Origin of the sequence: Stenotrophomonas rhizophila (assembly GCF_001704155.1) — a bacterium.
GTDB classification, from domain to species: domain Bacteria; phylum Pseudomonadota; class Gammaproteobacteria; order Xanthomonadales; family Xanthomonadaceae; genus Stenotrophomonas; species Stenotrophomonas rhizophila_A.
The window spans coordinates 3,360,947-3,386,401 of record NZ_CP016294.1; the positions used below are offsets into that span (position 1 = coordinate 3,360,947).

General features: G+C 63.5%; 25 protein-coding genes and 1 tRNA gene. 12 read left to right on the forward strand and 14 right to left on the reverse strand.

What is annotated here, in order from left to right:
* Positions 1-863: 863 nt before the first annotated feature.
* From BAY15_RS14975 to BAY15_RS14990, 4 genes are all read right to left on the reverse strand, one after another.
* Positions 864-3,902 carry a hypothetical protein gene (locus BAY15_RS14975; protein WP_068853812.1) on the reverse strand — a complete coding sequence of 1,013 codons (3,039 nt, stop codon included), beginning with the start codon at positions 3,900-3,902 and terminating at the stop codon, positions 864-866.
* A gap of 283 nt (positions 3,903-4,185) precedes the next feature.
* Positions 4,186-5,919, reverse strand: coding sequence for a type IV-A pilus assembly ATPase PilB (gene pilB, locus BAY15_RS14980; RefSeq protein ID WP_068853813.1), 1,734 nt, complete (start codon positions 5,917-5,919; stop codon positions 4,186-4,188).
* 56 nt (positions 5,920-5,975) lie between these two features.
* Positions 5,976-6,386 (reverse strand): pilin, encoded by a 411-nt coding sequence (locus tag BAY15_RS14985; RefSeq protein WP_068853814.1) that lies wholly within the window; start codon positions 6,384-6,386, stop codon positions 5,976-5,978.
* A 118-nt stretch (positions 6,387-6,504) separates the two neighbouring features.
* Positions 6,505-6,912: a pilin gene (locus tag BAY15_RS14990; RefSeq protein WP_068853815.1), complete on the reverse strand. Its 408-nt coding sequence runs from the start codon at positions 6,910-6,912 to the stop codon at positions 6,505-6,507.
* A gap of 356 nt (positions 6,913-7,268) precedes the next feature.
* Here BAY15_RS14990 and BAY15_RS14995 point away from each other — a divergent pair, with 356 nt between their 5' ends.
* From BAY15_RS14995 to coaE, 3 genes are read left to right on the forward strand one after another with little or no spacing between them, the layout of a single operon-like run.
* A complete protein-coding gene (locus BAY15_RS14995) occupies positions 7,269-8,525 on the forward strand; it encodes a type II secretion system F family protein (RefSeq protein WP_068853816.1) in 1,257 nt (418 codons plus the stop codon).
* 6 nt (positions 8,526-8,531) lie between these two features.
* Positions 8,532-9,395 carry a prepilin peptidase gene (locus BAY15_RS15000; protein ID WP_068853817.1) on the forward strand — a complete coding sequence of 288 codons (864 nt, stop codon included), beginning with the start codon at positions 8,532-8,534 and terminating at the stop codon, positions 9,393-9,395.
* A gap of 7 nt (positions 9,396-9,402) precedes the next feature.
* Positions 9,403-10,020, forward strand: coding sequence for a dephospho-CoA kinase (coaE, locus tag BAY15_RS15005; RefSeq protein WP_068853818.1), 618 nt, complete (start codon positions 9,403-9,405; stop codon positions 10,018-10,020).
* On the opposite strand, the gene BAY15_RS15010 is transcribed toward coaE, so the two are convergent.
* The 6 genes from BAY15_RS15010 to rimK all read right to left on the reverse strand — a co-directional run bounded on the left by BAY15_RS15010 (position 10,017) and on the right by rimK (position 15,139).
* Positions 10,017-10,358, reverse strand: a complete 342-nt coding sequence (locus BAY15_RS15010; protein WP_237334272.1) for a hypothetical protein — start codon at positions 10,356-10,358, stop codon at positions 10,017-10,019. The two genes, coaE and BAY15_RS15010, sit on opposite strands and share 4 nt — an antisense overlap.
* A 468-nt stretch (positions 10,359-10,826) precedes the next feature.
* Positions 10,827-11,312: a hypothetical protein gene (locus tag BAY15_RS15020; protein ID WP_068853820.1), complete on the reverse strand. Its 486-nt coding sequence runs from the start codon at positions 11,310-11,312 to the stop codon at positions 10,827-10,829.
* A 199-nt stretch (positions 11,313-11,511) separates the two neighbouring features.
* A complete protein-coding gene (locus BAY15_RS15025) occupies positions 11,512-12,879 on the reverse strand; it encodes a sensor histidine kinase (RefSeq protein WP_068853821.1) in 1,368 nt (455 codons plus the stop codon).
* Positions 12,842-13,519: a response regulator transcription factor gene (locus BAY15_RS15030; RefSeq protein ID WP_017356179.1), complete on the reverse strand. Its 678-nt coding sequence runs from the start codon at positions 13,517-13,519 to the stop codon at positions 12,842-12,844. The genes BAY15_RS15025 and BAY15_RS15030 overlap by 38 nt, the downstream gene beginning before the upstream one ends.
* Before the next feature lie 8 nt (positions 13,520-13,527).
* A complete protein-coding gene (locus BAY15_RS15035; RefSeq protein ID WP_068853822.1) occupies positions 13,528-14,001 on the reverse strand; it encodes a hypothetical protein in 474 nt (157 codons plus the stop codon).
* Between the two features lie 232 nt (positions 14,002-14,233).
* Positions 14,234-15,139 carry a 30S ribosomal protein S6--L-glutamate ligase gene (gene rimK, locus BAY15_RS15040; protein WP_068853823.1) on the reverse strand — a complete coding sequence of 302 codons (906 nt, stop codon included), beginning with the start codon at positions 15,137-15,139 and terminating at the stop codon, positions 14,234-14,236.
* A gap of 257 nt (positions 15,140-15,396) precedes the next feature.
* On the opposite strand from rimK, the gene BAY15_RS15045 reads away from it, so the two are divergent.
* Together BAY15_RS15045 and BAY15_RS15050 are read left to right on the forward strand one after the other, a co-directional pair.
* On the forward strand, positions 15,397-15,783 hold the full coding sequence (locus BAY15_RS15045) for a hypothetical protein (protein WP_208856107.1): 387 nt from the start codon (positions 15,397-15,399) through the stop codon (positions 15,781-15,783).
* Between the two features lie 3 nt (positions 15,784-15,786).
* Entirely contained in the window at positions 15,787-16,758 is a 972-nt protein-coding gene (locus tag BAY15_RS15050) for an RES family NAD+ phosphorylase (protein WP_068853825.1), read from the forward strand.
* Between the two features lie 6 nt (positions 16,759-16,764).
* Here BAY15_RS15050 and BAY15_RS15055 read toward each other — a convergent pair whose 3' ends face one another.
* The 3 genes from BAY15_RS15055 to BAY15_RS15065 form a co-directional block, all read right to left on the reverse strand.
* Positions 16,765-17,118: a nuclear transport factor 2 family protein gene (locus BAY15_RS15055; RefSeq protein WP_068853826.1), complete on the reverse strand. Its 354-nt coding sequence runs from the start codon at positions 17,116-17,118 to the stop codon at positions 16,765-16,767.
* A 270-nt stretch (positions 17,119-17,388) separates the two neighbouring features.
* Positions 17,389-17,462 (reverse strand) — tRNA-Gly (locus BAY15_RS15060).
* Between the two features lie 143 nt (positions 17,463-17,605).
* Entirely contained in the window at positions 17,606-19,435 is a 1,830-nt protein-coding gene (locus tag BAY15_RS15065; protein ID WP_068853827.1) for an autotransporter domain-containing esterase, read from the reverse strand.
* A gap of 203 nt (positions 19,436-19,638) precedes the next feature.
* Here BAY15_RS15065 and thiS point away from each other — a divergent pair, with 203 nt between their 5' ends.
* From thiS to BAY15_RS15085, 4 genes are all read left to right on the forward strand, one after another.
* Entirely contained in the window at positions 19,639-19,848 is a 210-nt protein-coding gene (gene thiS, locus BAY15_RS15070) for a sulfur carrier protein ThiS (RefSeq protein ID WP_068853828.1), read from the forward strand.
* Between the two features lie 79 nt (positions 19,849-19,927).
* The gene (locus BAY15_RS15075; RefSeq protein WP_068853829.1) at positions 19,928-20,722 is read left to right on the forward strand and encodes a thiazole synthase; all 795 of its coding nucleotides are present in this window, start codon (positions 19,928-19,930) and stop codon (positions 20,720-20,722) included.
* Positions 20,722-21,456 (forward strand): tRNA (guanosine(46)-N7)-methyltransferase TrmB, encoded by a 735-nt coding sequence (gene trmB / locus BAY15_RS15080; RefSeq protein WP_068853830.1) that lies wholly within the window; start codon positions 20,722-20,724, stop codon positions 21,454-21,456. Before BAY15_RS15075 ends, trmB begins: the two co-directional genes overlap by 1 nt.
* Positions 21,457-21,483: 27 nt before the next feature.
* A complete protein-coding gene (locus BAY15_RS15085; protein WP_068853831.1) occupies positions 21,484-23,331 on the forward strand; it encodes an SLC13 family permease in 1,848 nt (615 codons plus the stop codon).
* Here BAY15_RS15085 and BAY15_RS15090 read toward each other — a convergent pair.
* Positions 23,315-23,671 carry a Rieske (2Fe-2S) protein gene (locus BAY15_RS15090; RefSeq protein ID WP_068853832.1) on the reverse strand — a complete coding sequence of 119 codons (357 nt, stop codon included), beginning with the start codon at positions 23,669-23,671 and terminating at the stop codon, positions 23,315-23,317. The genes BAY15_RS15085 and BAY15_RS15090 overlap by 17 nt on opposite strands.
* Positions 23,672-23,848: 177 nt before the next feature.
* Here BAY15_RS15090 and BAY15_RS15095 point away from each other — a divergent pair, with 177 nt between their 5' ends.
* From BAY15_RS15095 to mscL, 3 genes are all read left to right on the forward strand, one after another.
* A complete protein-coding gene (locus BAY15_RS15095; RefSeq protein ID WP_068853833.1) occupies positions 23,849-24,124 on the forward strand; it encodes a hypothetical protein in 276 nt (91 codons plus the stop codon).
* An 87-nt stretch (positions 24,125-24,211) separates the two neighbouring features.
* Entirely contained in the window at positions 24,212-24,919 is a 708-nt protein-coding gene (locus BAY15_RS15100) for a fumarylacetoacetate hydrolase family protein (RefSeq protein ID WP_068853834.1), read from the forward strand.
* A gap of 58 nt (positions 24,920-24,977) precedes the next feature.
* Positions 24,978-25,382: a large-conductance mechanosensitive channel protein MscL gene (mscL, locus tag BAY15_RS15105; protein WP_068853835.1), complete on the forward strand. Its 405-nt coding sequence runs from the start codon at positions 24,978-24,980 to the stop codon at positions 25,380-25,382.
* The last annotated feature ends 73 nt before the right edge of the window (positions 25,383-25,455 follow it).

Genomic DNA, 25,455 nt, shown 5'->3' on the forward strand with positions numbered 1-25,455 from the left:
ATTGAACCCATCATCGCTGGATAAAAGCCGGTACGCACAAAAGACTCCATAGCGTCTCTATTGTTCGATTTACACTCGGCTTGGCTCTGATACGCCTGAAGCCTCAAAAATCGCTCATAGGACTCTGCGCTAGCTTTCTCACCAGCACTCCAGGCGTTGATGTCACCCACATGATCCAGCTCTTTGAGCCTCACCTCCATCGCATGGCCCGGTGAGCTGTACTGATCGGGCCTTCGAAGATAGACAACCGGGGTCAAATCGACCTGAAACTCGTCAAGGCTGAAGCTTGCGCCATCGCAGACGCACCTTGCGCTTATGTTCCAATCATGCGTGGTGGCACCCCCAACAGACTAGAGAATTTCCGTTCCCGCACGATCATATGGATCCATCCGTGCCGCGCAGTTGACTTCTCTACGCCATTTCCACTCGCCCGGTACCCGGGCTTGTACATGGTTTCCGCCTCTTGATCCTTCACCACATACTGGTGCATCAGCACCGAGTCCATGTATCGAGATACGCGGGCCTTGGTCCAGAGGGGGCCATATGTACCCGCCTTGGAACGAAGCTCGGCTTCGGCTTGGCTGAGCGTTGGGAAACACTTGCCCTCGAAGCAGAACTTTGTTTCGGCCAGTGGCTGTTGCGCTGCAGATGCAACGACTGGAAGCAGCGAAAGCACTAGCAGCAAGAGAATACTCTTCGGGACGCGCGCGGGCACAACCACCTCCCTGTGGATGGGCAACTGCGGGCGCAGGAATGAGCGCCCACTGACGTTTGACGCATTAGTCTTGTCGAATGGCGCTTATGGAAATGAGCGCCACGTCTCGATTTGTGGAAAAGCCGGGACCATGGTGCCAATGGCCGCGCTACGGGCTACGCCCTCCGTGTTCAGCACGGGTCGCCAGCAGCGTCATCAACCGCAGCGAAGCATTTCCCTGCGCCTTCCGGTCCAAGCGCGACCAATAGCGCTGCATCAACTGCTGAGCGACGGCAGGATCGCCCTCTGACAGTGCTGCGTACTGCATCGCGCCCATGATGTAGTAGCCAGAGACGCCATCCTGCAGCAGTGCTGCACCATGATCGCCGTCCAACAGCTCCAGGCCCAACTCGACTACGTCGCGATGCCGATCTTCCGAGGCGGCCGCTACCAGGCCAAGGGCGGCCTGGACGGTGGCATCATTCGAAGGGCAACGCAGCCACGTCGGCTTGCCCCAGATGCGATCAAGCCGCGCGGAGTCCAGGAACACTACGGTTTCCGTCGCCAGCGAGAAAATCATTGTGGCCGTCCGCTCCGGTCGGCTGTCCAGTTCACAGGCAGCCGCCAGCCCGCGCAGTGCGTCCACTTGCAATGCGTCGAACTCGGACATTGCTGAGGGCGGCGCCTTGCTCCCCTCCACCAATGCAGCAAATACCTCCTGAGCGGCCTCAGCCTGCCGAACCGACGCGAGCGATAGACGGTTAGTGCCAAACGAACGCTCGCTTGCCGGCATCGGGCCACCGAGGCTGCGGACCAACGGCCACGGAGCCGAGCCCATTGCATCGAAGTCTGCCACTTGGGTACGCTGGAACCGAGCCACCGGCGCCTGGAGCTTCAACACCGGGAACATGTCGGAGTTCATCTGGTGCGGATAGAGCGCCAGATAGCCTTCCAGACCACGGCGATTCAACACTTTGGTGTCCTGCAAAGCACGCAGGTCGGTCACGCCGATACGAGCAAGATCGGCAGCCACCAACGGCTGGCGAAAAATGTCCGCGGAGAGATCAGGGACCTCTCCGTGCGGTGAAGCCACCAGAATCAGATCGCCCTCGTTGGCCAGATACGCCTTCGCATCCTTGAAGTTGACCAGCATGGCCGAGAGCACCGAGTTGACCAGCTCAGGGGTGATTTCATACAGCTGCAGCCATTGAACGAACAAGCCATCCTGATTGAGCTGCTTCGGGATGTACTGATAGAACTCGGTACTGAACAAGGATGCGGTGCCACCGACCCACGGATTGGAAGGCTCGGAGATGATCAGGTCGTACTTCTTGGGCACCGAGGCAAAGTACGCCTTGGCATCGTCAATGATCACGTGCGAGCGCGGGTCGCTGTACGCCCTCGAAACCCGGTCGCCGAAGTGGCGGGCACCCTCGACCATTGCCGGCTCGATTTCCACCGTATCCACCGCGCCTACTTTTGCGTGCCCCATGAGCGTATGCGTGGTCATGCCCGAGCCAAACCCGATTACACCGATGCGGTCGTAGTGCTCACGCATGGACAACGGGATCGCGGCGAGCAACACCATGGTCGACTCATCGGACGTCGGCGCCTGATCGGCTTGCAGCGCCAGGCCGGCATCCACCTTGCCGTTGGTGGAGATCATCCGCACGGGTCCGTCCTCTTCATTCCGTTCGATGACGGCAACAGTCGCGGTCTTCCCATCCTTGAAGAACACCGTCTTGGTGTCCGCGCCCAATGACGTGGAACCGAAGCGATACACCGATGAATTCAGAACGGCCGGATCGAAGGTAACCAGCCAACTGGCAGCCAGTACCGCAGCAGCAGAAACCGCCGCCGCCGGCACCATCGGTGGCAGCCGCCAACGGGTCGAGGCCGGCGCATAACGAGCCAGCAGCACCAGACCCAGACCGATGTCGAGCACGGCAGCGCTCAGCAGCGCGTACTTCAGGCCCAGCACGGGCATCAGCAGATGCACCGCGGCGAGTACGCCAATGATTGCGCCCAACGTATTGAATGCGTAGGCCTGGCCGATCGATTTTTCGCCATGGCCCTGCCGCAGCAGTGCCAGCGTGAGCAGAGGCAGCGTCATACCGGCAAAGAAGGCTGCGGGGAACATGACGAGCAGCGCGATACCTGCACTGGCCACGTTGAATAGGCCATATCCCTCCGCACTGTGCACGATGACCATCATCAGCCAGCCGACCCACTCGAACGCGTTGGCATAGACGAACATGGACGCCAATGCGGCGATACCCATCCACACCTGGATCCAACCGGCAGTCGCGAGCGGTGCGATCAGCCGATCTGCACGGTTTTTCAGCCAGAGCCCACCCAGCGCGATGCCCAGAATGAAGGCCGCCAACATCAATTCAAACGAATGGATCGTGGTTCCCAGTGCCAGCGAGAGCATCCGGATCCAGGTGATTTCATAGACGAAGGATGCTGCCCCAGTGAGACCGGCCACGAGCAGAATGAGCAACGGCCTGGAGGCAACCGTGCCGGTTGTGCGCGCAGTCGTTGCAGGCACGAGGGCGGAATCCGGCGCTAGTGGTCGCTCCTGCTTGCTAAGCGGATACACCATCACCGCGACCAGGATATTGATGAGCCCTGCCGAGAACACCGTGCCCGGCATGCCGATCGCGGGCAGCATTACATACGTCGAGGCCAACGCACCAATGGCCGCGCCGAGACTGTTGGAGAAATACAAGCCTGCCAGCACCCGGCCCTCCGCGTGGGTCTGCAGGCGGATGTAGCCAGCACTCATCAGCGGGAAGGTCGCACCAAGCAGGATGCATTGCGGCAGCACCATCGCCGCCGCCAGCAACCAGCGAACGTTCTGCAGCTGCCCTGACGGCAGCATAGGCAGCACTTGTGCGTAGGCCCAGCCGGTCACACCCTGATAGATGCCGTCGAAGCTCAATCCGAGCAGGCCAATGACGACCTCAATGAGCGCATAGGCGAGAAGCGGCCGACGAATTCTGCTGCTCCATCGGCTGACCAGCCATGCACCGATCGCCATGCCGCCCATGAACAGAATGAGCACCAGCGATTGCGCGTAGGAGGAATGACCCAGGAACAAGCCCAGATACTGCGTCCAGATGGACTGGTAGATCAGGCCGGAGAAGCCGGACAGCACGAATATCCACAACAGCCACGTTCCGGCCCTGCTCTTAACCAACGTCATGCGTGCATCCCCATTGCCTATCACAAGGCCAAACGACCTGCATTGAAGTATGTCGCCAAGCACGGCGCCGCATTGAAGCGGCAGCAGCGGTTGGCAATCGAAGGTTGGGCCCAGCTCCCCGCCGGGCAATGTTGCTTGTGGATGGTAGCAGGTGATCGCGGCAGGATCAGGGATTGGGCACCAAACGTGTGCAGCGGACGGGGGCGGGCATCCCACCCCCGTCTTGGTTTCCTGCCGGGCAGAGCCCGGCCCTACCTATGCGTTTCTGGCGAAACGAAGGAGCTTAGTCCTTGGTGACGCGATTGATCTCGGCCAGGCTGGTGGTGCCCGCGCCCGCCTTGATCAGCGCAGATTGACGCAGGTCCTTGATACCGGCACGTTGGGCAGCTTCAGCGATCTGGATCGCGTTGCCACCGCCCAGCACGATGACCGAAATTTCCTCACTCATCGGCATGACCTGGTAAATACCGGTACGACCCTTGTAGCCTTCGGTGCACTCTTCGCAACCAACCGGCTCATACAGGGTGATGCCGGCGTCCAGCTGGGCCTGGGTGAAGCCCTCGGCCAGCAAGGCGTTCGGCGGCAGATCCACCGGCCGCTTGCAGCTGTTGCACAGTCGGCGCGCAAGACGCTGAGCAATCACAAGCGTGACCGAACTGGTGATGTTGAACGGTGCAATACCCATGTTCATCAGGCGCGCGATGGTCTGCGGACCATCGTTGGTATGCAGGGTGGAGAGCACCATGTGGCCGGTCTGCGCTGCCTTGACGGCGATCTCGGCCGTTTCCAGATCGCGGATTTCGCCGACCATGATGATATCTGGATCCTGTCGCAGGAAGGATCGGAGAGCGGCGGCGAAGGTCATGCCGCGCTTGACGTTCTGCTGGACCTGGTTCACTCCAGGCAGCCGGATTTCTACCGGATCCTCCGCCGTGGAGATGTTGCGGGTTTCGTCGTTGAGGATACCCAGCGCGGTGTAGAGCGATACCGTCTTACCCGAGCCTGTGGGACCAGTGACCAGCACCATGCCATATGGCTTATGAATCGCTTCCAGGAAGAGCTTCTGCTGCTCGGGCTCGTAGCCGAGCTTGTCAATGCCCAGCTTGGCGGCACTGCCGTCGAGGATACGAAGCACCACCTTTTCGCCGAACAGGGTCGGCAAGGTGCTGACGCGGAAGTCGATCTGCTTGGACTTGGAGAGGTTGAGCTTTATGCGCCCATCTTGCGGCACGCGCTTTTCGGCAATATCCAGCTGCGACATTACCTTCAGGCGTGCAGCAATGCGCTGGTTCAGCTTCACCGGCGCCTTGGCCACGTTCTTGAGCAGCCCGTCGATGCGGAACCGCACGCGGTAGTCGTCTTCATACGGTTCGAAGTGGATGTCCGATGCGCCCTTGCGGATGGCATCGACCAGCACCTTGTTGACGAACTTCACGACCGGGGTGTCGTCCCCCTTGGCGTCGTGACCGGAATCTGCCCCAGCTCCACCCTCATCATCGCCGCCCGATACATCCAGGTCGGCCATGCCGTCGTCGTCGCCGCCGCCGAGGGAACCGCCCAGGGTGTCATGCTTGGACTGCCACTGTTCCAGTGTGCGGCGGATCTGCTCCTCGTCTACCAGAATCGGCTCGACCACCAGATTGGTGTGGAACTTGATCTCGTCAAGCGAGTGAGTCGGATCACTGGTACCCACGAACAGCTTGCCACCGCGCTTGAACAGCGGCAGCACATGATGTTTGCGCAGCAGCTCTTCGCTGACCAGGCTGATGGCGCTCTGCGCACTGTCGAATACCGAGACGTCCAGCAGCGGCATGCCAAATTCGAGCGCATTGGCTGCGGCCAGCTGCGCCGGCGTTACCAACTTCTTTTCGGCGAAGTACTGCGGCAACGGCTGCTTCGCTGCGGCCGCTTTGGCCATCGCATCGCGCGCTGCAGCCTCATCCAGCGCACCGTCCTGCACGAGACGACGGGCGATACCGGTGATGCCGACGAGATTGGCGGTCACTACTGCATTCATAGGGGCGTCACGGCTGATTGCTCCGGGGGTTACAGCTTAACCCAGACAATGGGAAATCAATTGCAGTTGCGGGGGCGGATACGCTCGGCGAGGCTGGGCGCTTCGCAGCTCCACCGGCCGCCCGCGTCCCGATTCAAGCTCAGGCTGGCACCCACCACTTGTGGATTTCCCATCACGACGCAGCTGATCTGCGCCGAACCATCAGCAGCCAGGGACGCGACCACGGTCGAGCAATGACTGGTAGGGGTGGCGAGGCCGACGTAGGCGGCGTCGACCAGGGAAGCGTTGCCCGTCGCCAGCGCCGACTCAACCCCGTTCTTGCCGGGCGCGATCTCGGCCAGCGCGGCCGTGACCTGGGTCTTGGCGACATAGCCCTGGTAGGCGGGAATGGCGATCGCGGCGAGCACTGCGATGATCGCCACCACGATCATCAACTCGATCAGCGTGAAGCCTTTGGACCTCTGCATTGAAACGCTCCCCTATCGTTAATCAGCAAGGAAAGCAGAATTCGTGCCAAGTCCATCGGGGTAAAAAAAAAGGCCCCCGCTTAAGCGGAGGCCTCTTCTTCAAGCGATAGGCGACCTATTAGGTGCACTTGCCCGGCTTGTACTTGGCGTCCAGGTCCGAGGTGCAAGCCCACAGACCGGTGTCGGCGGTACGGGTCCAAATGACCTTCTTGCCGTTGAACTTGGTGGCGTTGCCGCCCTTGGTGACGCACTGGATGTTGTCAGCGCCGACGGTCACGGTGCAGTACGAGGTGGACGGGCCCACGCCAACGAAGCCAGCGTCAGCGGCGGCAGTCGACGGGGTCTTGCCTTCGTTGACAGCCTGCTCGAAACCGACCTTGGCCGGGGTGATTTCGGCCAGAGCCGAGGCGCCCTGTGAGCGGACCACGTAGTCCTGGTAAGCCGGGATGGCAATGGCGGCCAGGATGGCGATGATCGCGACAACGATCATCAGTTCGATGAGGGTAAAGCCCTGCTGCTTCTTCATGAGTACATCCCCTAGAGGTGGTTTGAAAAATGAACACTGGGTCGCGCCTGGCCGGTCGACCGGCTGAGCATGGCAATCGCCCGTGCGGGTGGTTGAAAGCAGGTTGCGTGCCAACTTCTCAGCAATGCTCCCCAGCATTCCCCGGCGCAATGATGGCAGCAATCTTCAGGATTGGAACCCCCCTCACGGTAATTTGAGACCAAGCCGGCATTGTGACGCGTTACGTCACCTTCTGACGACCCCGGTCCTGGACCCCGGTCACGGATTGCCGTCATGGAGGGATGCCATGACGGCCCGGAACCAGCTACCATTCGGCGCAGAAGCCCGCCTGGGGATGGCGCGGCTGGGGAGCCTGTATGTCTGTGAGCCGTAGTGCTGTCAAGAAAGAGCCCGTGGCGCGTAGCACCATGGAGTTGCAGCCGTTTGTCTGGGAGGGGACCGACAAGCGGGGCGTGAAGATGAAGGGCGAACAGCCCGCCAAGAACGCAAATCTGCTCAGGGCCGAGCTGCGCCGGCAGGGCATTACGCCCAACGTGGTCAAGCCCAAGCCCAAACCGCTGTTCGGCGCCGCCGGCAAGACCATCAGCGCCAAGGACATTGCCTTCTTCAGCCGCCAGATGGCGACCATGATGAAGTCCGGCGTCCCGATCGTTTCCGCGCTGGAGATCATCGGTAGCGGGCACAAGAACCCGCGCATGAAGAAGATGGTGGACACCGTCCGCGCAGACATCGAGGGGGGCTCGTCCCTCTATGAAGCGGTAAGCAAGCACCCAGTCCAGTTCGATGAGCTCTACCGCAACCTGGTTCGCGCTGGCGAAGGGGCGGGTGTTCTCGAAACGGTACTGGACACGGTTGCCACTTATAAAGAGAACATCGAGACACTCAAGGGCAAGATCAAGAAGGCGCTCTTTTACCCTGCCATGGTGATGGCCGTGGCCATTCTGGTCAGCGGCATCCTGCTTGTCTGGGTCGTCCCCCAGTTCGAAGACGTCTTCGCCAGCTTTGGGGCAGAGCTTCCTGCGTTCACCCAGATGATTGTGAATCTTTCCCGGTTCATGGTTGCGTGGTGGTGGCTGATGCTGCTTATCGCCGGCGGCGTCATTGGCGGCTTCATTTTCGCCTACAAGCGATCGCCTTCTATGCAACATGCGATGGACCGGACGATTCTCAAGGTGCCCGTCATCGGCCAGATCATGCATAACAGCTCGATCGCGCGATTTGCTCGCACGACGGCTGTGACCTTCAGGGCAGGCGTGCCACTGGTGGAGGCCTTGGGAATTGTCGCTGGCGCCACCGGCAACAAGGTCTACGAGGAGGGCGTGCTGCGCATGCGTGACGATGTGTCGGTCGGCTATCCCGTCAATATGGCGATGAAGCAGATCAACCTCTTCCCGCACATGGTGGTCCAGATGACCGCCATTGGTGAGGAAGCAGGCGCACTGGACACAATGCTCTTCAAGGTGGCCGAGTACTACGAGCAGGAAGTGAACAATGCCGTGGACGCCCTGAGCAGCCTGCTGGAGCCACTGATCATGGTGTTCATTGGTACTATTGTCGGTGGCATGGTCATCGGCATGTACCTGCCCATCTTCAAACTGGCTTCGGTGGTCTAACGGCACATGGCATTTCTCGACCAGCATCCCGGCCTCGGCTATCCGGCCGCGGCCGCACTGGGGTTGCTGATTGGCAGCTTCCTCAATGTGGTGATCCTGCGCCTGCCCAAGCGGCTGGAGTGGCAGTGGAAGCGCGACGCCCGCGAGGTGCTCGAGCTTCCGGACATCTACGAACCACCCCCGCCCGGGATCGTGGTCGAGCCGTCGCACTGCCCGCACTGCAAGCACAAGCTGTCCTGGTACGAGAACATCCCGCTGTTCAGCTGGTTGGTCCTGGGCGGCAAGTGCCGCCACTGCCATGCGCCGATCTCCATCCAGTACCCGCTGGTCGAGCTGTTGACCGGCCTGCTGGTGGTGGCCAGCGTCTGGCAGTTCGGCTTTGGCTGGCAGGGCTTTGGCGCCATCGTGCTGAGCTGCTTCCTGGTGGCCTTGTCCGGTATCGACCTGCGCACCCAGTTGTTGCCTGACCAGCTCACCCTGCCGCTGATGTGGCTGGGGCTGATAGGCAGCATCGACAACCTGTACATGCCGGCCAAGCCTGCCCTGCTGGGCGCGATAGCCGGCTACCTGCTGCTGTGGTCGGTGTGGTGGCTGTTCAAGCAGATCACCGGCAAGGAAGGCATTGGTCACGGCGATTTCAAGCTGCTGGCCGCGCTGGGCGCCTGGTGTGGGTTGAAGGGCATCCTGCCGATCATCCTGCTCTCGTCGGTGCTTGGGGCGATCATCGGTTCGATCTGGCTGTACTCGCGCGGCCGCGACCGAGCCACGCCGATTCCGTTCGGGCCCTACCTGGCCCTGGCGGGCTGGATCGTGTTCATGTGGGGCGAGCCGTTGATCAACGCGTATCTGCGGGTGTCCGGCCTGCGCTGAGGCAGCGATGAGCCAGTTCGTGATTGGATTGACTGGCGGCGTGGCCGCCGGCAAGACCGAGGTAACCCGGCGCTTCGAGGCGCTGGGCATCACTATCGCAGATGCCGACGTGGCCGCCCGTGCCGTGGTGGCGGCTGGAAGCGACGGCCTGGCCCGGATCGTGGCGCACTTTGGTTCCGGAATCCTGCTGGCCGATGGACAGCTTGACCGCGCTGCGTTGCGCGAGCGGATCTTCAGCTCCGCACAGGAACGGCAGGCGCTGGAAGCTATTACCCACCCTGCCATTCGCGAGCTGCTGCGGCAGACCTGTGAGCAGGCTGGAAGTCCCTATGCGATTGCGGCCATCCCGCTGCTGGCCGAAGCTGGCGGCCGCCAGCAGTACCCATGGCTGGACCGAATTCTGGTGGTGGATGCGCCGGTGGCGGTACAGCATGCGCGGCTGATGCAGCGCGATGGCACCACGGCCGATCTGGCCGACCGGATGATTGCGGCGCAGGCCAGCCGGGAGGAACGCCTGGCGCTGGCGGATGACGTGGTGGTCAATGATGGGCACCCGGACCATCTGCAGGCGGAAGTGGAGCGGCTGGATGCGCTCTACCGGAGCAGGCCAAGCAGCAGACCTTAGGGCTGGCCAGCGTGGTCTTGCGGCCGCACTTCCTGAATGCCGATTACGGCGTCCCAACCGAATTCCTTTTCCATTGCCTGCCTGACCAACCCCGGTACCGCGTACCAGGATGTGTTCGAGTGAACATCCACCCCCGCCGGGTTGTACTCACTTGCCAGATAAAGCGTCTCCGCGCGAGGCATCTTTACCCTTTCATCGATAAGTATCTGCCTCCTGTGCTTCTTCATGAGAAGACGGAGAGGTTTGACCGTGGTGATACCAAACTCCGCCAGCTCCGTGACGAGATCAGCGAGATCAAAGTCACCGTAATCATGCCTGCGTGGAAAGACGGACAGCACCACCCTTCGGATGCCCGCCGGCGTGAGTGGTGAGGCATCAACGATGGCACGGGCCCTTTGTCGCCTCATGGAACGCCCCCCCGAACTCACCCCCCCTACCTGAGGCCGCTCAGCTTCGGCGGCAGCCAGAAACCGGGTCGCCGCATCCCTGACTTGCACCCAGGCAGGATGAAACAGCTCACAGGCGCGACCTACCCTGCTTCCGGCAGGTCGCCTTCGACTGCTTGGCGCCTCGCCGAAGGTTAATGAACGCGATGAATACAACACCGGCAACCATCCACGAACCGCCTAACAGAAGGTTCGCAGCGTCATCACCGATCAGCTGCCTCAGCGAGGCGTTCATTTGGCAATCCGCCCGGCAGATAGCTGGGCCAATCGTCATTCCAGACGCAACCGCCCAACCGTAGGCAGCAGATGCAAGGCCCACGAACGTTCCGAAGCACCTGACAAACATGCCCCCTTCCCTCATCAGTTGCCGACCGTGAGATCCAGCTTTCGATTGAACGACGAGAACTCGACGGTATAACCTCCGCCACCGTCGAATCTGACCACATGCCTGAAATTGCACTTGGAAAGCACGCTGACCTCATGCATGAGCACATCCGTCGCACGGCGTGTCGGCAGATCACCCTCGGTCACTACGAACGACGACACCCCGCCGTAGTGGAGGGAAAACTCATGTTCGAAGAGCTGGTCGAGAAAGATGACATCCACCGAGGTGGCGTTTGATACGCCCTCTCCTTCTGTGGGCTCTTTGCGAATGGCGAATGAGCGCATTCGAGAATCGTGCAGGCTGTACTTTCCCTGCAACTGGTAGTGCTCGCTCCGGACAGCGAAATCGCGGAGCTCCGGCGGCATGCGATCAGCTACATGGTGGATGTAATCGAAGTATTCATCAACCAGCCAACCTAGGTCCTCGTCCTCACGAATTCGTTCGAAACGGATCACGATCATCCACGTCCTTGTAAGGTGAGCCTGTAGCACTTTAGCAGACGGCACACACGGTAGAGCCACGCCCTGCGTGGCTGGCGCGGTGTCAGGCGAAGAGCAGCCACGCAGGGCGTGGCTCTACCGCGGAGCGGCGCCAGGCGGCGACAATTGGCGGAGCGGTCCCAGTCGGCGGTCCCGTGCCAGTTGGCAGCACAGGTGTAGGTCAGCCCGCCGGTGCGAACGTCAGCGTGGCTACCACACCCCGGGTTTCGCCTGGCCGCACGTTGACCTGCCAGCCGTACAGATCGCACAGGCGGCTCACGATCGACAAGCCGATACCGCCGCCCTGCGAGTGGCCGGCGTGGGTGCCTCTATAGCCGCGTTGGAACAGCTTGGCCGCGTCTTCGGCGCTCAGGCCCGGGCCGCTGTCGATTACTTCCACCCGGTTGCCGGTGACCAGCACCCGCACCGAGCCTTCCTGCGAATACTTCACGGCGTTGCCGATCAGGTTGCCCAGTGCCACCGACAGCGCCGATTCCGGGGCATCGATGACCAGTTCGCGGTCGCCTTCCAGTACCAGCTCCAGCGGCTTGCCGCCCAGCTGGGCGCGGTGCGAATCGAGCAGCTGCTCGGCCACCCGCGCCACGTTGCTGCTGCCCTGCCCGCGCTCGTTGCGCGAGAGCAGCAGCAGCGCGCCAATCAGGTCGGTGCACTGCTGTTCGGCACGCTGGATGCGCTGCAGGCGCTGCAGCACCTTGGGGTCGAGGTCCGGCCGGGTCAGCAGCAGCTCGGTGGCACCCCGGATCACGGCTAGCGGGGTGCGCAGCTCGTGGCTGACGTCGGCGTTGAATTCGCGGTCGCGCTGCACCACTTCGGTCAGCCGGGCCGAATAGTCATCCAGCGCCTGCGCCAGCTGCCCGACTTCGTCGTCGGGGAACCGTGGCGCCAACGGCGTGGGGTCGCTGGTACCGCCCCGGTAGGCACGCAGGCGCGCGGCCAGGTCGGATACCGGCTTCATCACCTTCGAGGCCGACCACCAGCCCAGCACCAACGACAACGCGCTGAACACCAGCACCGAGAAGAACAGCGCGCGGTTCAACTGCTCTGCGCCGCGCAGGCTTTCGGTCATGTCGTAGGCAAGGAAGAACCAGGCGTCGGGGGTCTTGCGTACCGCCAGCTTGTAGGAGAAGGGGTTGCCCCGCTCGTCCACGCCGCTCAGGCCGTGGATGCCATCGCGGAATTCGTACCAGTCCGGCTCTTCCTGCCGCAGCGCTTCGAACTTGTCCGGCCCCACGATGCGCGCGCGCATCTGCTGCACGGGAAGGTCGGGGTTGCGCGAGGGATCAGCGAAGTAGCGGCGCGCATACTCGTTGATGTTGCGGTTCATCACGTCTTCGACCAGCTGGTTCTCCACGCGCGCGCGGGCCAGGTTGGTGGCGAAGGCAAACAGTGCTGTCAGGCAGAAGCCCAACAGCACGAATGAGACGATGATGCGGCTGCGCAGCCGGCGCCGGTACGGGCCCCGGCGGCGCTCCCCCCTGCCCGTCACCGGATCAGGCTTCCGGGGCGGCGATGCGGTATCCGATGCCATGGCGGGTCTGGATCAACGGCACCTCGAACGGCTTGTCCACCACGGCGCGCAGGCCGTGGATGTGCACGCGCAGCGAATCCGAATCGGGCAGCTCTTCGCCCCACACGCGGGTTTCCAGCTCCTGGCGGGTCACCACGGCCGGGGCCGCTTCCATGAGCGCCTGCAGGATCTTCAGCGCGGTAGGGTTGAGCTGCAGCAGCTTGCCCTGGCGGCGAACCTCGAGGGTATCGAGGTTGTATTCCAGGTCGCCGGTTTCCAGTACCCGGGTCTGCACGCCCTTGCCGCGGCGCGACAGGGCGTTCAGACGCACTTCCACTTCCTGCAGCGCGAACGGCTTGATCAGGTAGTCGTCGGCACCGGAGTCGAACCCGGCCAGCTTGTTGTCCAGCGAATCCCGTGCGGTCAGCATGAGCACCGGGGTCTGCTTGCGCGCTTCATTGCGAAGCTTGCGGCAGACCTCGATCCCATCCATGCCCGGCAGATTGAGATCCAGCACGATCGCGTCGAACTCGTGCACGACCGCCAGGTGCAGGCCGGTCACGCCGTCGGCGGCGAAGTCCACGGTGTGGCCGCGGTCTTCGAGGTAGTCGCCCAGGTTGGCGGCGATGTCGCTGTTGTCTTCAATTACAAGAATTCGCATGTGACCTCTTAAGGGATGACGTTGTGGCCCACACGCTGCACGGTGCCAAGCTGGTGCTGGGCAGACGTCTTGTCCCGCTCGCGCTGGGCCACGGTCCTGCACTGCGTAGTTGCACGGTGTGAGCCGGTCGACTTTTCGCGGGTGCAGATCTGGCGACTATCTTCGCGCGCTTTCGTCAAAACGGTGTTCACAAGTTGTTGGTCGTTGTAGAGCTCGGTCTTGGCGACATCCGTGATGGTGGCCTGGTCAGGGTACTGGTCCAGCACGCCACGCATGCGGCCCAAGGCCGCGCGGACCCGGCTGCGGTCTTCAAGGGTGAGCTCCGAGTAGGTCTCACCATCGTTCATTTCGACGTCGATGCGCTGCATCTGCTCTGCCAGCGGCTTGCCACGGGCAAACACTTCGGCCTGCGGCGCTGCCTGGGTGGTGCCCATTGCCAGCAGGAGGGCCGCGGTCCCGGCGGCCAGAATCACTCGCTTCATTTCAACCAATCCTTAGTCAACTGAACGGAACGCCGAATGTAGCCCCCACGCCTTCACCTCAGCAAGTGAGCGATGGCACGGGAAGAAAAAGGCCCAGACGGATCCCGCCTGGGCCTGAAGTCATTCCCGATTACCGTTATCTGCTGAGGAGGGCAGAGCTGCGGTTCGTTGAAGCCTACGCCGGGGGCGATTAAACCGGTGTTAAAACCGGCCAGGCGGCTTCAATAAAAATTCATACCTTTGATTTTGCTGGCTTTTTCGCAGCAGCCACCTGCCCAGCTACGTGCTCGATGATGCGCCCGGCCAGGTCGTCCTGGCTGATCCCCTCGATCCCTTCCAGGCCGGGAGTGGAGTTGACCTCCAGCACCAGTGGGCCCCGGCTGGAGCGGATCAGGTCCACCCCGGCCACCCCCAGCCCCAGCGCACGGGCCGAGCGCACCGCCACCTGCTGCTCGGCCCGGGTGGCCTTGGCCACGCGGGCGCTGCCCCCGGCATGCAGGTTGGAGCGGAAGTCGCCTTCGGGAGCCTGGCGCTGCATGGCGGCCACCACGTGGTCGCCCACCACCAGGCAGCGCAGATCGGCGCCCTGAGCCTCGCCGATGAACTCCTGCATCAGGAAATTGGCGTACAGCCCGCGCAGGGCCTCGACGATGCCGCGCGAGGCGCTGGCCTTTTCGGTCAGGATCACCCCGCGGCCCTGCGTGCCTTCATTGAGCTTCACCACGTGCGGGGGCGGGCCCAGCATCGAGAGCAGGTCCACGGTGTCATCGGGATTGTCGCCAAACACCGTGACCGGCATGTCGATGCCCTTGGACGCCAGGATCTGGTGCGCGCGCAGCTTGTCGCGGGCACGCAGGATGGCATCGGACGGGTTGGGGGTAACCGCCCCCATCATTTCAAACTGGCGCAGCACGGCGGTGCCGTAGCGGGTCACCGAGGCGCCGATGCGCGGAATCACGGCATCCACCCCGGTAATGGGCCGGCCCTTGTAATGCATGGTGAAACCGTCGGCGGCAATGCGCATGTAACAGCGCAACGGGTCGAGCACCCGCACGGTATGCCCGCGCGAACGCGCCGCGTCCACCAGCCGCCGCGTGGAGTAGAGCTTGCTGTTGCGGGAAAGGATGGCCAGTTTCATCGCGGCTTTGGTGGGGGATCGGATAGGACGCGAAGCATAGCGTGCCGCCGGTGACTACAGATGCAGGGGATCTACCAAAAGCGTCAACGAGAATGAACCGCAGAATCCCATGCACATCTATAGGCACTAACGCTATAACATGCTGTTTTTATTTGCTATTTTATTGTTTTACAATTGGTTCCATAGTGGTCTAAAGTTGGTGCGAGCGGCTCATTGCTGTGCAATACTCGGCCCATCCCGCATCCTCCCCTTATCTCATGCAAACAGCCCCCCTCTTCCTCAGCGTCCCCCAAGGGGACTCCCTGCACTTCGGCAACGGCGACCAGTTCGAACCAAAGAAGGTCGCCGAGTTCATGCAACTGGATCGGAATGCGGTGTCCAAGATTGCGTCGGTATCCAGCGCATCTGTCCGTTGGGATGAGAACGTCCCCAAGGCGGTCAAGGAGCGGCTGGAGGAAATCGGCGCAATCGCGAACATGGTGGCGGACATTTTCCAGGGCGACGCCGCCAAGACCGCACTGTGGTTCCGCACCAAAAACCCATTGCTGGGCGACGTTGCCCCAAGGGACATGGTCCGGCTGGGAAGGCATGACCGGCTGCGCCGATTCATCGTCACCGCCATCCAAGAGGACAAGGTCAGGTAACGCATGCCACGCAGGCGCCAACAGCCGGTTCCCGTTCGCGGTGTTCCTGACGACTTCCCGGCCAGCATCCACGTCCTCGACAGATTTTCCGAGTCTGATCTGGAGGTGTGGAAAAAACGTTCCCGGGAGCTGGATGCGCTGCATGATGAGCTTTACCACGGCCTGGAACCGGAACGCACACGGCGCCGGGATCAGCTGATCGAGGCACTGAACGCCAAACCAGCACCGCCGCATGATTTCAATAACTGGGTGCGCATGGTGCAGTACCGGTATGCGAATGAGCCCCTCTCCGCTGCCGGCAGCGTCAGGTCTATCGGTGGACGATTCAGCATTGGAAATGACTGTGATGAGTCGGGTGCCGCAGCCGTCTTCCCGGCGCTCTACATCGGCGACTCGCACGAGACCGCGTTCCGCGAGTGCTACCAGATGGCATCGAAAAAAATGGAGGCGACAGGCCTGACCCCAGCGGAGATGAGCCTGCGCCAAAGCGATGCATCAGTTCGGTTGAACGGGCACATCGAACGGGTGTTCGACATACGCAACATCGAAAACCTGAAACCAGTCGCCAAGGTATTGGCGAAGTTCGCTGTCCCTCCCGAGCTTGAGAAGCTGGCCAGATCGCTGAAGATGGGAAGGCCGTCCGATCTGCTGATACGAACGCCCGCGAAGCTGCAGGCGACTCTTCAGGATATGAACTGGAGAGCGTGGCCCGCACAGTTCGGTCTTCCGTCGCCCAGCCAGCGCTTCGGCCTGCTCCTGAAGTGGGCGGGATACGAAGGAATACTCTATCGCTCCAGCAAGCAGCCCGGCTCGACCTGCATCGCGGTGCTGACCAGCAACATCTGCAGCGAGCGCACTTTCATCGAACTGGCGGATGGCTACCCGCCCGCCGTGATGCACAACCGACTTGACCTGTCGAGCGCCGACGCGCTGTGCGGGTGGGAGCACGTCCGCCAGGCCGACCGCGCTCCGTAAGCCAGATCAGCGCGGTAGCTGGATCGCAAAGGCGTTGAGCTCCACCATCTTCCGGTCGCGGAACCGCCAGACGTCGCTGTAGGCCACCGCGATTGGCTCACCGTCATCACCTTCGCCGATGATCGTGCCCAGCGCGACGACCGTGTCGTCCTCGGCAACGAGGCGGTCGACCGTGAAGCGCGGCGGCGTGGCGTAGGCGCTCTGCATCCACTGACGCACCGCCTCCTTGCCCTCCAGCGTACCCTCGCCCACTGTCGTCCAGCGGATGTCGTCCGTGCAGTGGGAAAGGAACCCTTCGTTGTCGCCCGCGGTGATGGCCTCGTTGGCCTGCAGGAGAACAGACTTGTTGGAACCATGCATACGAGTACTCCACCAGTGGAGAAAAGCGCCGACGGAGCATGGTCCCAGCGATCAGGTTAACAAGGCGCAAGGGGAATGAGAGCGAAGCGTAAGCGAGCACGCTCTTCGATCAGGGTCATGCGTTCGCCGCGCCGATCAGCGTTGCCGGCAGTCGATTGGGATACGACCCTACCGACATGGCGCCGATACGCCGCAGTCGCAGCGATCAGATACAGGCGCGGGGATCTGGCGGAACGAACGCCGAGCTCCATCGGGCTGCGCAGCAACCGATGGAGCGGGTGAAGGGAATCGAACCCTCGTCAGTAGCTTGGGAAGCTACAGCTCTACCATTGAGCTACACCCGCTTGGTGCCGGGGAAGTTTAGTTGCCCGGGGGGTTAAAAGGCAACGGGCGGTTTGCGGCCGCCCGTTGCTTTCGGCACGACCAACGGTCGTGCCCCACCGGGTGGGTGCACGGCGAATTTGGCCGTGCACCGCCGGCTTCAGGCTTAGAAGCTGCCGCTGACCGTAGCGAACAGGCTGATGTCGCGTGCCCGCTTCTGTGCCGCAGTGGTGCTCATGCCGACATTGCTGTTCAGGCCGAACATGCTCATGCGCGCGCCGAGCACGGCGGTGGCGTAGTTCTTGTCGAACTCCAGGCCCGGCACCTTGTACATGCCCACGTCCGGCATGGTCTGCAGCCAGGCGCTGGCCTGCTTGCCGTCTTCGAACTCGTGGTCGTAGGTGACCTGCACGTACGGCTTGACGCTGCCGCCGTCGAAGCGGGCCTGCCAGCCCACGCGGCCCACGGTGGAGTCGGTGTCCTGGTTGCCGTAGCCCAGCGCGGTGGCGCTCGGGTTGGATTCCACGTAGCCATCCAGCTTGACCTGCTGCCAGATCACCGCGGCCACCGGGCCGTGGCGGAAGCCACCTTCGGTGCCGAATTCGTAACCGGCGTTCAGGGCGGCGGTGAGGTTGCTGCCTTCCGGCGAACCGGTGTGGGTGCGCTCGGCCGGGCCCAGCTGCACGCGGCGGGTCACGTCATAGTCCAGCCAGCTGTAGCTGATCTGGCCGGTGACCCAGGTCTTCTCGCCGTACCAACCCGCGAACAGGCCCAGGGTGGTGTCGGACTGGGTGAAATCGCCCTTGCTGTTGCCGAAGTCGGCATCCATGCGGCCATAGCCGGCGAAGCCGCCGACCACCATGCCGTCGTGGGCCCAGTCGATACCAAACAGACCGGCCGGGGCCAGGCCGTCGTACAGGTCAGCGTGGTCGTAGCGCTGCATGTCGCCGCGCAGGCCACCCCACCAGCTCAGGCCATCGGCCGGACGGCCGTCGAGGTGCCCGCTGACCTGGTCGGCGCGCGCACGGCCCACGGTCTGCGCCGAGTGGGTCAGGATCTGCTGGTTGCGCGGGGCTTCCAGGATCGACAGGGTGTACTCACCCAGCATCTGGTGGGTGGCGGTGGTGGGGTGCACGCCGTCGGCGAACACGTAGTTGTTGGCCGCGTTCGGGTTGGCGTAGGCAGTCGGGTTGCAGGTCAGCGACGAGGCCGTGGTGCAGGCCGGGCTGGTGACGTTGATGAAGCCGTAGGTGGCCGGGCTGGCGACGATTTCCTGCAGGATGTGGAAGGTATCCACCGGGATGACCTGCAGGCCGGCAGCCTTCAGGCCACCGAACAGCGCATCGTTGTAGGCCTTGGCCAGCGCGGTGCCCTGCGCCATGCCCAGCGCGCCACCGGCGCGTGCGGCCGGGGTCAGGCCGATGTCGGGCAGGGTCGGCACGACGATGTACTGCGCGCCGGCGCCCTTGAGGGTACCCACGATGCCGACCTGGTCGGTCACGGCCGCGCCGAGGGTGGCCTGCAGCGGTGCGCCGGCCTGGATGGCGAACAGGTCGTTGGCGCCGCCCCATACGGTGTACAGCGCGTTGGCGTCGGCCTTGCCGCCATTGGCGGCCAGGTACTGCGCGGTCTGGGTCTTGAGCGAGTAGACCGGAATGGCCGGGGTGCCCGGGGCCAGGGTCTGGGTGGTGTCCACGCCGACGCGGGCGCCGCCGATGGCGTAGTTGTCGCCATTCTGGCCGTTGCCGTGGGCGGTGGCGTTGGTGCCGTAGTAGTCGGCCACGTACTGCGCCCATACCCAGCCCGGGTTGGTGGTGAACTGCCCGGTGACCGGCTGCACGGAGGCCGGCAGCAGCGGGCGGAAGTAGCCCTGGTCGGTCAGGCTGTCGCCGATGAAGATGGTCTTCGAATAGGGCGACTGCGCCATCGCCGGCACGGCGGCCAGGGCGATGGCCACGGCCATCAGGGAACGCAGGGGACGCTTGCTGAGCAGCATGAAAAAAACTCCTTTTTGGGTGATGACGGCCGACGTACGGCGGCGCACGGTGCCATGGTTCCACTGCACCCCGGCGACATCACGCTGCGCTGCGGCATGGCCCGGGCCAGGGGAACGCAGACGTCAGACACCACGGGCCGGGACGGGCATCGGTGGGGGCGCAAGGGTACGCAGAAGTGACGACTTTGGGGGACAATCGCGCCATGAACTTCGTCAACATCACGCTCAACGGCGAACCCCGCCAGCTTCCGCAAAGTGCCACCGTGCTGGACCTGCTTCAGGCCGAACACCTCACCGAGCGCCGGGTGGCGGTGGAGGTGAATGCCGAAATCGTTACCCGCAGCCTGCACGCGACCCACGTGCTCGAGGACGGCGACGTGGTCGAGATCGTGCACGCGTTGGGCGGCGGGTGACGATTCACGGTCCGCGTGGGCCGGCCAACGGCCGGCGCTACCGGGTCTGTGCGGCAGTGGGCTGTGTGATAATTCGCTTATGACTGCTCATTCTTCCCCCGATTCGCTGGTGATCGCCGGCAAGACCTACGCTTCCCGGCTGCTGACCGGGACCGGCAAGTTCAAGGACCTGGACGAAACCCGCATCGCCACCGAGGCGGCCGGGGCCCAGATCGTCACCGTGGCGATCCGCCGCACGAACATCGGGCAGAACCCGGGCGAACCGAACCTGCTGGACGTGCTGCCGCCGGACCGCTACACCATCCTGCCCAACACCGCCGGCTGCTACACCGCCGAAGACGCGGTGCGTACCTGCCGGCTGGCGCGCGAACTGCTCGATGGCCACAACCTGACCAAGCTGGAAGTGCTGGGCGACCAGAAGACGCTGTACCCGGACGTGGTGCAGACCCTCAAGGCCGCCGAAACGCTGGTCAAGGACGGCTTCGAGGTGATGGTCTACACCTCCGATGACCCGATCCTGGCCAAGCGGCTGGAAGAGATCGGCTGCGTGGCGGTGATGCCGCTGGCCGCACCGATCGGCTCGGGGCTGGGCATCCAGAACAGGTACAACCTGCTGGAAATCATCGAAAGCGCCAAGGTGCCGATCATCGTGGATGCCGGCGTGGGCACTGCGTCGGATGCGGCCATTGCGATGGAGCTCGGCTGCGACGGCGTGCTGATGAACACCGCCATCGCCGGTGCACGAAACCCGGTGCTGATGGCCAGCGCGATGCGCAAGGCGGTTGAAGCCGGGCGCGAGGCGTTCCTGGCCGGGCGCATTCCGCGCAAGCGCTATGCGAGCGCGTCTTCGCCGGTGGACGGGTTGATCGGCTGATGACCAATCCCTTCGACAGCGCGGGCGCCAAGGCGCCGCCCAAACCCTTCACCGTCACCGAAGGCCGCCGCGAGGTGCGCAGCTTCGTGCTGCGCCAAGGCCGCTTCACCCCCGCCCAGCAGCGCGCGTTCGACGACCGCTGGCCGCGCTTTGGCCTGGACTTCACCGGCGAGCCGCGCGACCTGGATGCCACCTTCGGCCGCGATGCGCGCAAGGTGCTTGAGATCGGGTTCGGCAACGGCGCCGCGCTGCGCTTTGCCGCGCAGCAGGATCCCAGCCGCGACTACATCGGGCTGGAAGTGCACGCCCCCGGCGTGGGCCGCCTGCTCAACGCACTGGCCGACGACAACGCCGACCACGTGCGCCTGTACCACCACGATGCGGTGGAGGTGCTGGAAAAGGAAATCGCCGATGGCGCGCTGGATGAAGTGCGCATCTATTTCCCGGACCCGTGGCACAAGAAGCGCCACAACAAGCGCCGCCTGATCCAGCCGGGGTTTGCGGAACTGCTGGTGCGCAAGCTGCGCGTGGGTGGCCGGCTGCACTGCGCCACCGACTGGGAAGACTATGCCGAGCAGATGTGGGAGGTGCTGGACGCCACCCCGGGGCTGGTCAACCGCGCCGGTCCACGCGGGCAGGTGGAGCGGCCGGAGTGGCGGCCGCAGACGCACTTCGAAACCCGCGGCCAGAAGCTGGGTCACGGGGTGTGGGACCTGTTGTACGACCGTACCTGATCCCTATCCAAGGAACCGCGTTACCCCATGGACACCACGCTGACGCTGACCACCGACATGAAGCTCGTCCTGGGGCTGGTCGGCTTCACGATGGCGATGTTCCTGTTCGAGCGCATCCGCGCCGACGTGGTGGCGCTGGTGGTGCTGGTGGTGCTGGGCGTGACGGGCCTGATCGCGCCGGAGGAAATCTTCGGCGGCTTCTCGGGTAACGCGGTGATGAGCATCATCGCCACCACCATCCTCGGTGCCGGCCTGGACCGCACCGGGGCGCTGAACAGACTGGCGGCGTGGCTGCTGCGGCGCGGGCATGGCGTTGAAACCCGCTTGCTGATGATGACCACGGCCATTGCCGGGTTGAATTCGTCGTTCATGCAGAACCCATCGGTGATGGCACTGTACCTGCCGGTGGCCTCGCGGCTGGTGGCGCGCACCGGGTTGACCCTGCAGCGCCTGCTGCTGCCGATTGCCGCGGCGATCGTGATGGGCGGCGCGCTGACCATGGTCGGCAATTCGCCGCTGATCCTGCTCAACGATCTGCTGGCCTCGGCCAACAACAATCTTCCTTCGGGCCTGGCCACGATCGAACCGCTGCGCATGTTCGCGCCGCTGCCGATCGGCCTGGCGCTGCTGGCCGCGTCCCTGCTGTACTTCCGCTACTTCGGCGACCGCAAGCTGGTGGAAGAAGAGACGCTGGCCAACGATGGCGTCACCCCGGCCCGCACGGAAAGCTACTTCGCCAAGACCTACGGGATCGAGGGCGATGTGTTCGAGCTGGTGGTCAGCGCCGAAAGCCCGCTGGTGGGCATGACCCTGGGCGAGGCCGAGAACCTGCACGATGCGCCGCTGATGCTGGCGCTCAAGACCGGCAACGACACCCGGCTGGCACCGCCGGCGGAAATGCGGATCTGGGTGGGCAGCGTGCTGGGCGTGATGGGTAGCCGCCAGCAGGTAGGCGATTTCGCCCAGAACCAGTTCCTGCGCATGTCCTCGCGGCTGAAGCACCTGGGCGACCTGTTCAACCCCAGCCGCGCGGGCATTTCCGAGGCGGTGATTCCGCCCACCTCCGAGGTGATCGGCAAGAGCGCCTCGGACCTGCGCCTGCGCAAGCAGCGCGGCATCAGCCTGCTGGCGATCAACCGCGACAAGCAGGTGATCCGCGAGGACGTGCGCAACGTGCCCCTGCGCGCCGGCGACATGCTGGTGTTCCACAGCATCTGGACCGACCTGGCCCAGGCCGCCAAGAGCCGCGACTTCGTGGTGGTCACCGATTACCCGAAGGGCGAACAGCGCCCGCACAAGTTCAAGATCGCCATGTCGATCTTCGCCATCACGATCCTGATCGCGCTGACGTCGAAGCTGCCGGTGGCATTGACCCTGATGACCGGCGTGGCCGGCATGCTGCTCACCGGCGTGCTGCGCATGGACGAGGCGTATGCCTCGATCAACTGGAAGACGGTGTTCATGATGGCCGGGCTGATTCCGCTCGGCTGGGCGATGGACAGCAGCGGCGCGGCGGCCTGGGTGGCCGGGCACACCATCGACCGCCTGCCTACCGGCATTCCGGTGTGGGTACTGGAGATCGCGCTGGCGCTTTTGACCACGGTGTTTTCGCTGGTGATCAGCCATGTAGGCGCGACCATCGTGATGGTGCCCATTGCGGTGAACCTGGCGCTGGCGGCCGGTGGCAGCCCGACCGCGTTCGCGCTGATCGTGGCGCTGTCGGCATCCAACAATCTGATGACCGCTTCAAACCCGGTGATTTCGATGATCACCGGGCCGGCCAACTACACGGCCGGTGAGTTGTGGCGGGTGGGCGCGCCGTTGTCGTTGATCTACACCATTGTGGTGGTGGCGATGATCAACCTGATGTTCTGAGGAACACCTGGCCATCGCGCACGTGCAGCGGCACGGCGCGCAAGCGGTCGCCCTTGCAGGGGCCGGCCACGCAACTGCCGTTCACCAGCGAGAACGATGCGCCGTGGGCGGCGCAGACCAGCTCGCCGGCCTTGCTCTTTAGGAACTGGCCCGGCGCCCAATCCAGCCGGCGCCCGGCGTGGGGGCAGATGTTGAGCCAGCCGCGCACATCGTCGCCCTCGCGGTACAGCACCAGCGACTCGTGGTCGCCGTCGATGCATCCCTCCACCTCGGCAAATCCCCCGTCGACAATACGTTCCAGCGCGATCAGGGCAGTGGCGGAGGCATCGGAAACAGACATGGAAACAGGATCCAGGGCACGGTACGCGATTGTCTCACGCCCTCATCTGGCTGGCTCTGCGATGAACACAAGTCATTGATTTCAAATAAACGCAGGCCCCGTTTAACGAGTTTTTCACTCAATGACAAAAGACTGCCGGGATACTGACATCTCGCTGACTTCAGCCAAAGAACCGCCATGTACAACCGCTTCCAGTTCAACCAGTTCCGCTCCCTGTTTGCGCCGCGCAAGCCGCGCCATCCGTTGGTGCGCGTTGCGGTCGGTCTGTTGGGTCTGGCGATCCTGGCCGCCCTGGTGTTCGTGGGTGTGTTCGTGGGCGCGGCGATGATCATCGCCGGCGTGGCGTGGAAGCTGCTGGCTTCGCGCAGGCAGGCCGCGCGTGCGGCCGATCCGCAGGTGGTGGAAGGCGAGTACCGCGTGGTGCGCAAGCAGGCGTTGCCGCTGTCGCGTTGAGTCCGGTCTGCCGACTAACAGTCGGCACTACACGATCTGCGACGTGGCGGAATACACTCGTGCGACCCCTTCCCACAGGACGCGCGCATGTCTGATGTAATCCCGGCCCCCGAACAACCCCGCATTCCGGTCGCCGGTGGCGGTACGTTTCCGGTGCGCCGCATCTACTGTGTCGGCCGCAATTTCGCCGACCACGCCAAGGAAATGGGCGCTGCCGTGCCCGCCGCCGATGACCGCGGCCGGCCGATGTTCTTCAGCAAGCCGGCCGATGCGATCGTGGTTGGCCATGACGATGTGATCCCCTACCCGCCTTCCACCCAGGATCTGCACCACGAAGTGGAACTGGTGGTGGCGATCGGTCGTGACGCGCCTGCCGGCGAGCTCCCGCTCGACCAGGCCGAGGCGCTGGTGTTCGGCTACGGCGTAGGCCTGGACCTGACCCGCCGCGACCTGCAGGCGGCGGCCAAGGCCAAGGGCCACCCGTGGGATTCGGCCAAGGGGTTCGATCATTCCGCGCCGGTCAGCGAACTGGTGCCGGCCGGTGAGGTGGGCGATCTTGCCGCGCTCAACCTGTCGCTGGAAATCAACGGCGAAGTGCGCCAGCAGTCACTGCTGGACCAGATGATCTGGAACGTGCCGGAGATCCTGCACGAGCTGTCCAAGCTGTGGGCACTGCGCGCGGGCGACCTGGTGTTCATGGGTACGCCGGCCGGCGTGGCCGCACTGAAGCCGGGCGATCGTTTCAGCGCCCGCCTGGAAAACGTGGCCGAACGGCACGGCGTCATCGCCGGATGACGACACGCGCCGCGTTACGCTGCGGCGACCTTTGCTATCCCCGCTACAGGAGAACCCGATGGGAATGCTGACTGAGTTCAAGGAATTTGCCATGCGTGGCAACGTCATCGACCTGGCGGTCGGTGTGGTCATCGGTGCTGCGTTCGGCAAGATCGTCACCGCGCTGGTGGACAAGATCATCATGCCGCCGCTGGGCTGGGCCATTGGCCGGGTGGACTTCTCCGAACTGGCGTGGACGCTGGCGCCGGCACGCGTGGCCGCCGATGGCACGGAGATCCCCGCCGTGGTGATCGGCTACGGCGATTTCCTCAATACGCTGGTGCAGTTCCTGATCGTGGCGTTCGCGATCTTCATGGTGGTCAAGGTGATCAATCCCCTGGCGCGCAAGAAGGAAGCGGCACCGGCTGCGCCGAAGGAAGAGATCCTGCTGCTGCGGGAGATCCGGGACAATTTGAAGCAGTAAAGGGCGTAGGCGACGACCGTTGGTCGTCGCCCTGCCCACCGGTGGAAAACAGCATCCGCCCAACCATGACCTC

Coding starts and splice junctions, on each gene's coding strand:
- BAY15_RS14975 (WP_068853812.1), bottom strand. CDS start 3,902: ATGACGTTGGTTAAGAGCAGGGCCGGAACGTGGCTGTTGTGGATATTC.
- pilB (WP_068853813.1), bottom strand. CDS start 5,919: ATGAATGCAGTAGTGACCGCCAATCTCGTCGGCATCACCGGTATCGCC.
- BAY15_RS14985 (WP_068853814.1), bottom strand. CDS start 6,386: ATGCAGAGGTCCAAAGGCTTCACGCTGATCGAGTTGATGATCGTGGTG.
- BAY15_RS14990 (WP_068853815.1), bottom strand. CDS start 6,912: ATGAAGAAGCAGCAGGGCTTTACCCTCATCGAACTGATGATCGTTGTC.
- BAY15_RS14995 (WP_068853816.1), top strand. CDS start 7,269: ATGTCTGTGAGCCGTAGTGCTGTCAAGAAAGAGCCCGTGGCGCGTAGC.
- BAY15_RS15000 (WP_068853817.1), top strand. CDS start 8,532: ATGGCATTTCTCGACCAGCATCCCGGCCTCGGCTATCCGGCCGCGGCC.
- coaE (WP_068853818.1), top strand. CDS start 9,403: ATGAGCCAGTTCGTGATTGGATTGACTGGCGGCGTGGCCGCCGGCAAG.
- BAY15_RS15020 (WP_068853820.1), bottom strand. CDS start 11,312: ATGATCGTGATCCGTTTCGAACGAATTCGTGAGGACGAGGACCTAGGT.
- BAY15_RS15025 (WP_068853821.1), bottom strand. CDS start 12,879: ATGGCATCGGATACCGCATCGCCGCCCCGGAAGCCTGATCCGGTGACG.
- BAY15_RS15030 (WP_017356179.1), bottom strand. CDS start 13,519: ATGCGAATTCTTGTAATTGAAGACAACAGCGACATCGCCGCCAACCTG.
- BAY15_RS15035 (WP_068853822.1), bottom strand. CDS start 14,001: ATGAAGCGAGTGATTCTGGCCGCCGGGACCGCGGCCCTCCTGCTGGCA.
- rimK (WP_068853823.1), bottom strand. CDS start 15,139: ATGAAACTGGCCATCCTTTCCCGCAACAGCAAGCTCTACTCCACGCGG.
- BAY15_RS15045 (WP_208856107.1), top strand. CDS start 15,397: ATGCAAACAGCCCCCCTCTTCCTCAGCGTCCCCCAAGGGGACTCCCTG.
- BAY15_RS15050 (WP_068853825.1), top strand. CDS start 15,787: ATGCCACGCAGGCGCCAACAGCCGGTTCCCGTTCGCGGTGTTCCTGAC.
- BAY15_RS15055 (WP_068853826.1), bottom strand. CDS start 17,118: ATGCATGGTTCCAACAAGTCTGTTCTCCTGCAGGCCAACGAGGCCATC.
- BAY15_RS15065 (WP_068853827.1), bottom strand. CDS start 19,435: ATGCTGCTCAGCAAGCGTCCCCTGCGTTCCCTGATGGCCGTGGCCATC.
- thiS (WP_068853828.1), top strand. CDS start 19,639: ATGAACTTCGTCAACATCACGCTCAACGGCGAACCCCGCCAGCTTCCG.
- BAY15_RS15075 (WP_068853829.1), top strand. CDS start 19,928: ATGACTGCTCATTCTTCCCCCGATTCGCTGGTGATCGCCGGCAAGACC.
- trmB (WP_068853830.1), top strand. CDS start 20,722: ATGACCAATCCCTTCGACAGCGCGGGCGCCAAGGCGCCGCCCAAACCC.
- BAY15_RS15085 (WP_068853831.1), top strand. CDS start 21,484: ATGGACACCACGCTGACGCTGACCACCGACATGAAGCTCGTCCTGGGG.
- BAY15_RS15090 (WP_068853832.1), bottom strand. CDS start 23,671: ATGTCTGTTTCCGATGCCTCCGCCACTGCCCTGATCGCGCTGGAACGT.
- BAY15_RS15095 (WP_068853833.1), top strand. CDS start 23,849: ATGTACAACCGCTTCCAGTTCAACCAGTTCCGCTCCCTGTTTGCGCCG.
- BAY15_RS15100 (WP_068853834.1), top strand. CDS start 24,212: ATGTCTGATGTAATCCCGGCCCCCGAACAACCCCGCATTCCGGTCGCC.
- mscL (WP_068853835.1), top strand. CDS start 24,978: ATGGGAATGCTGACTGAGTTCAAGGAATTTGCCATGCGTGGCAACGTC.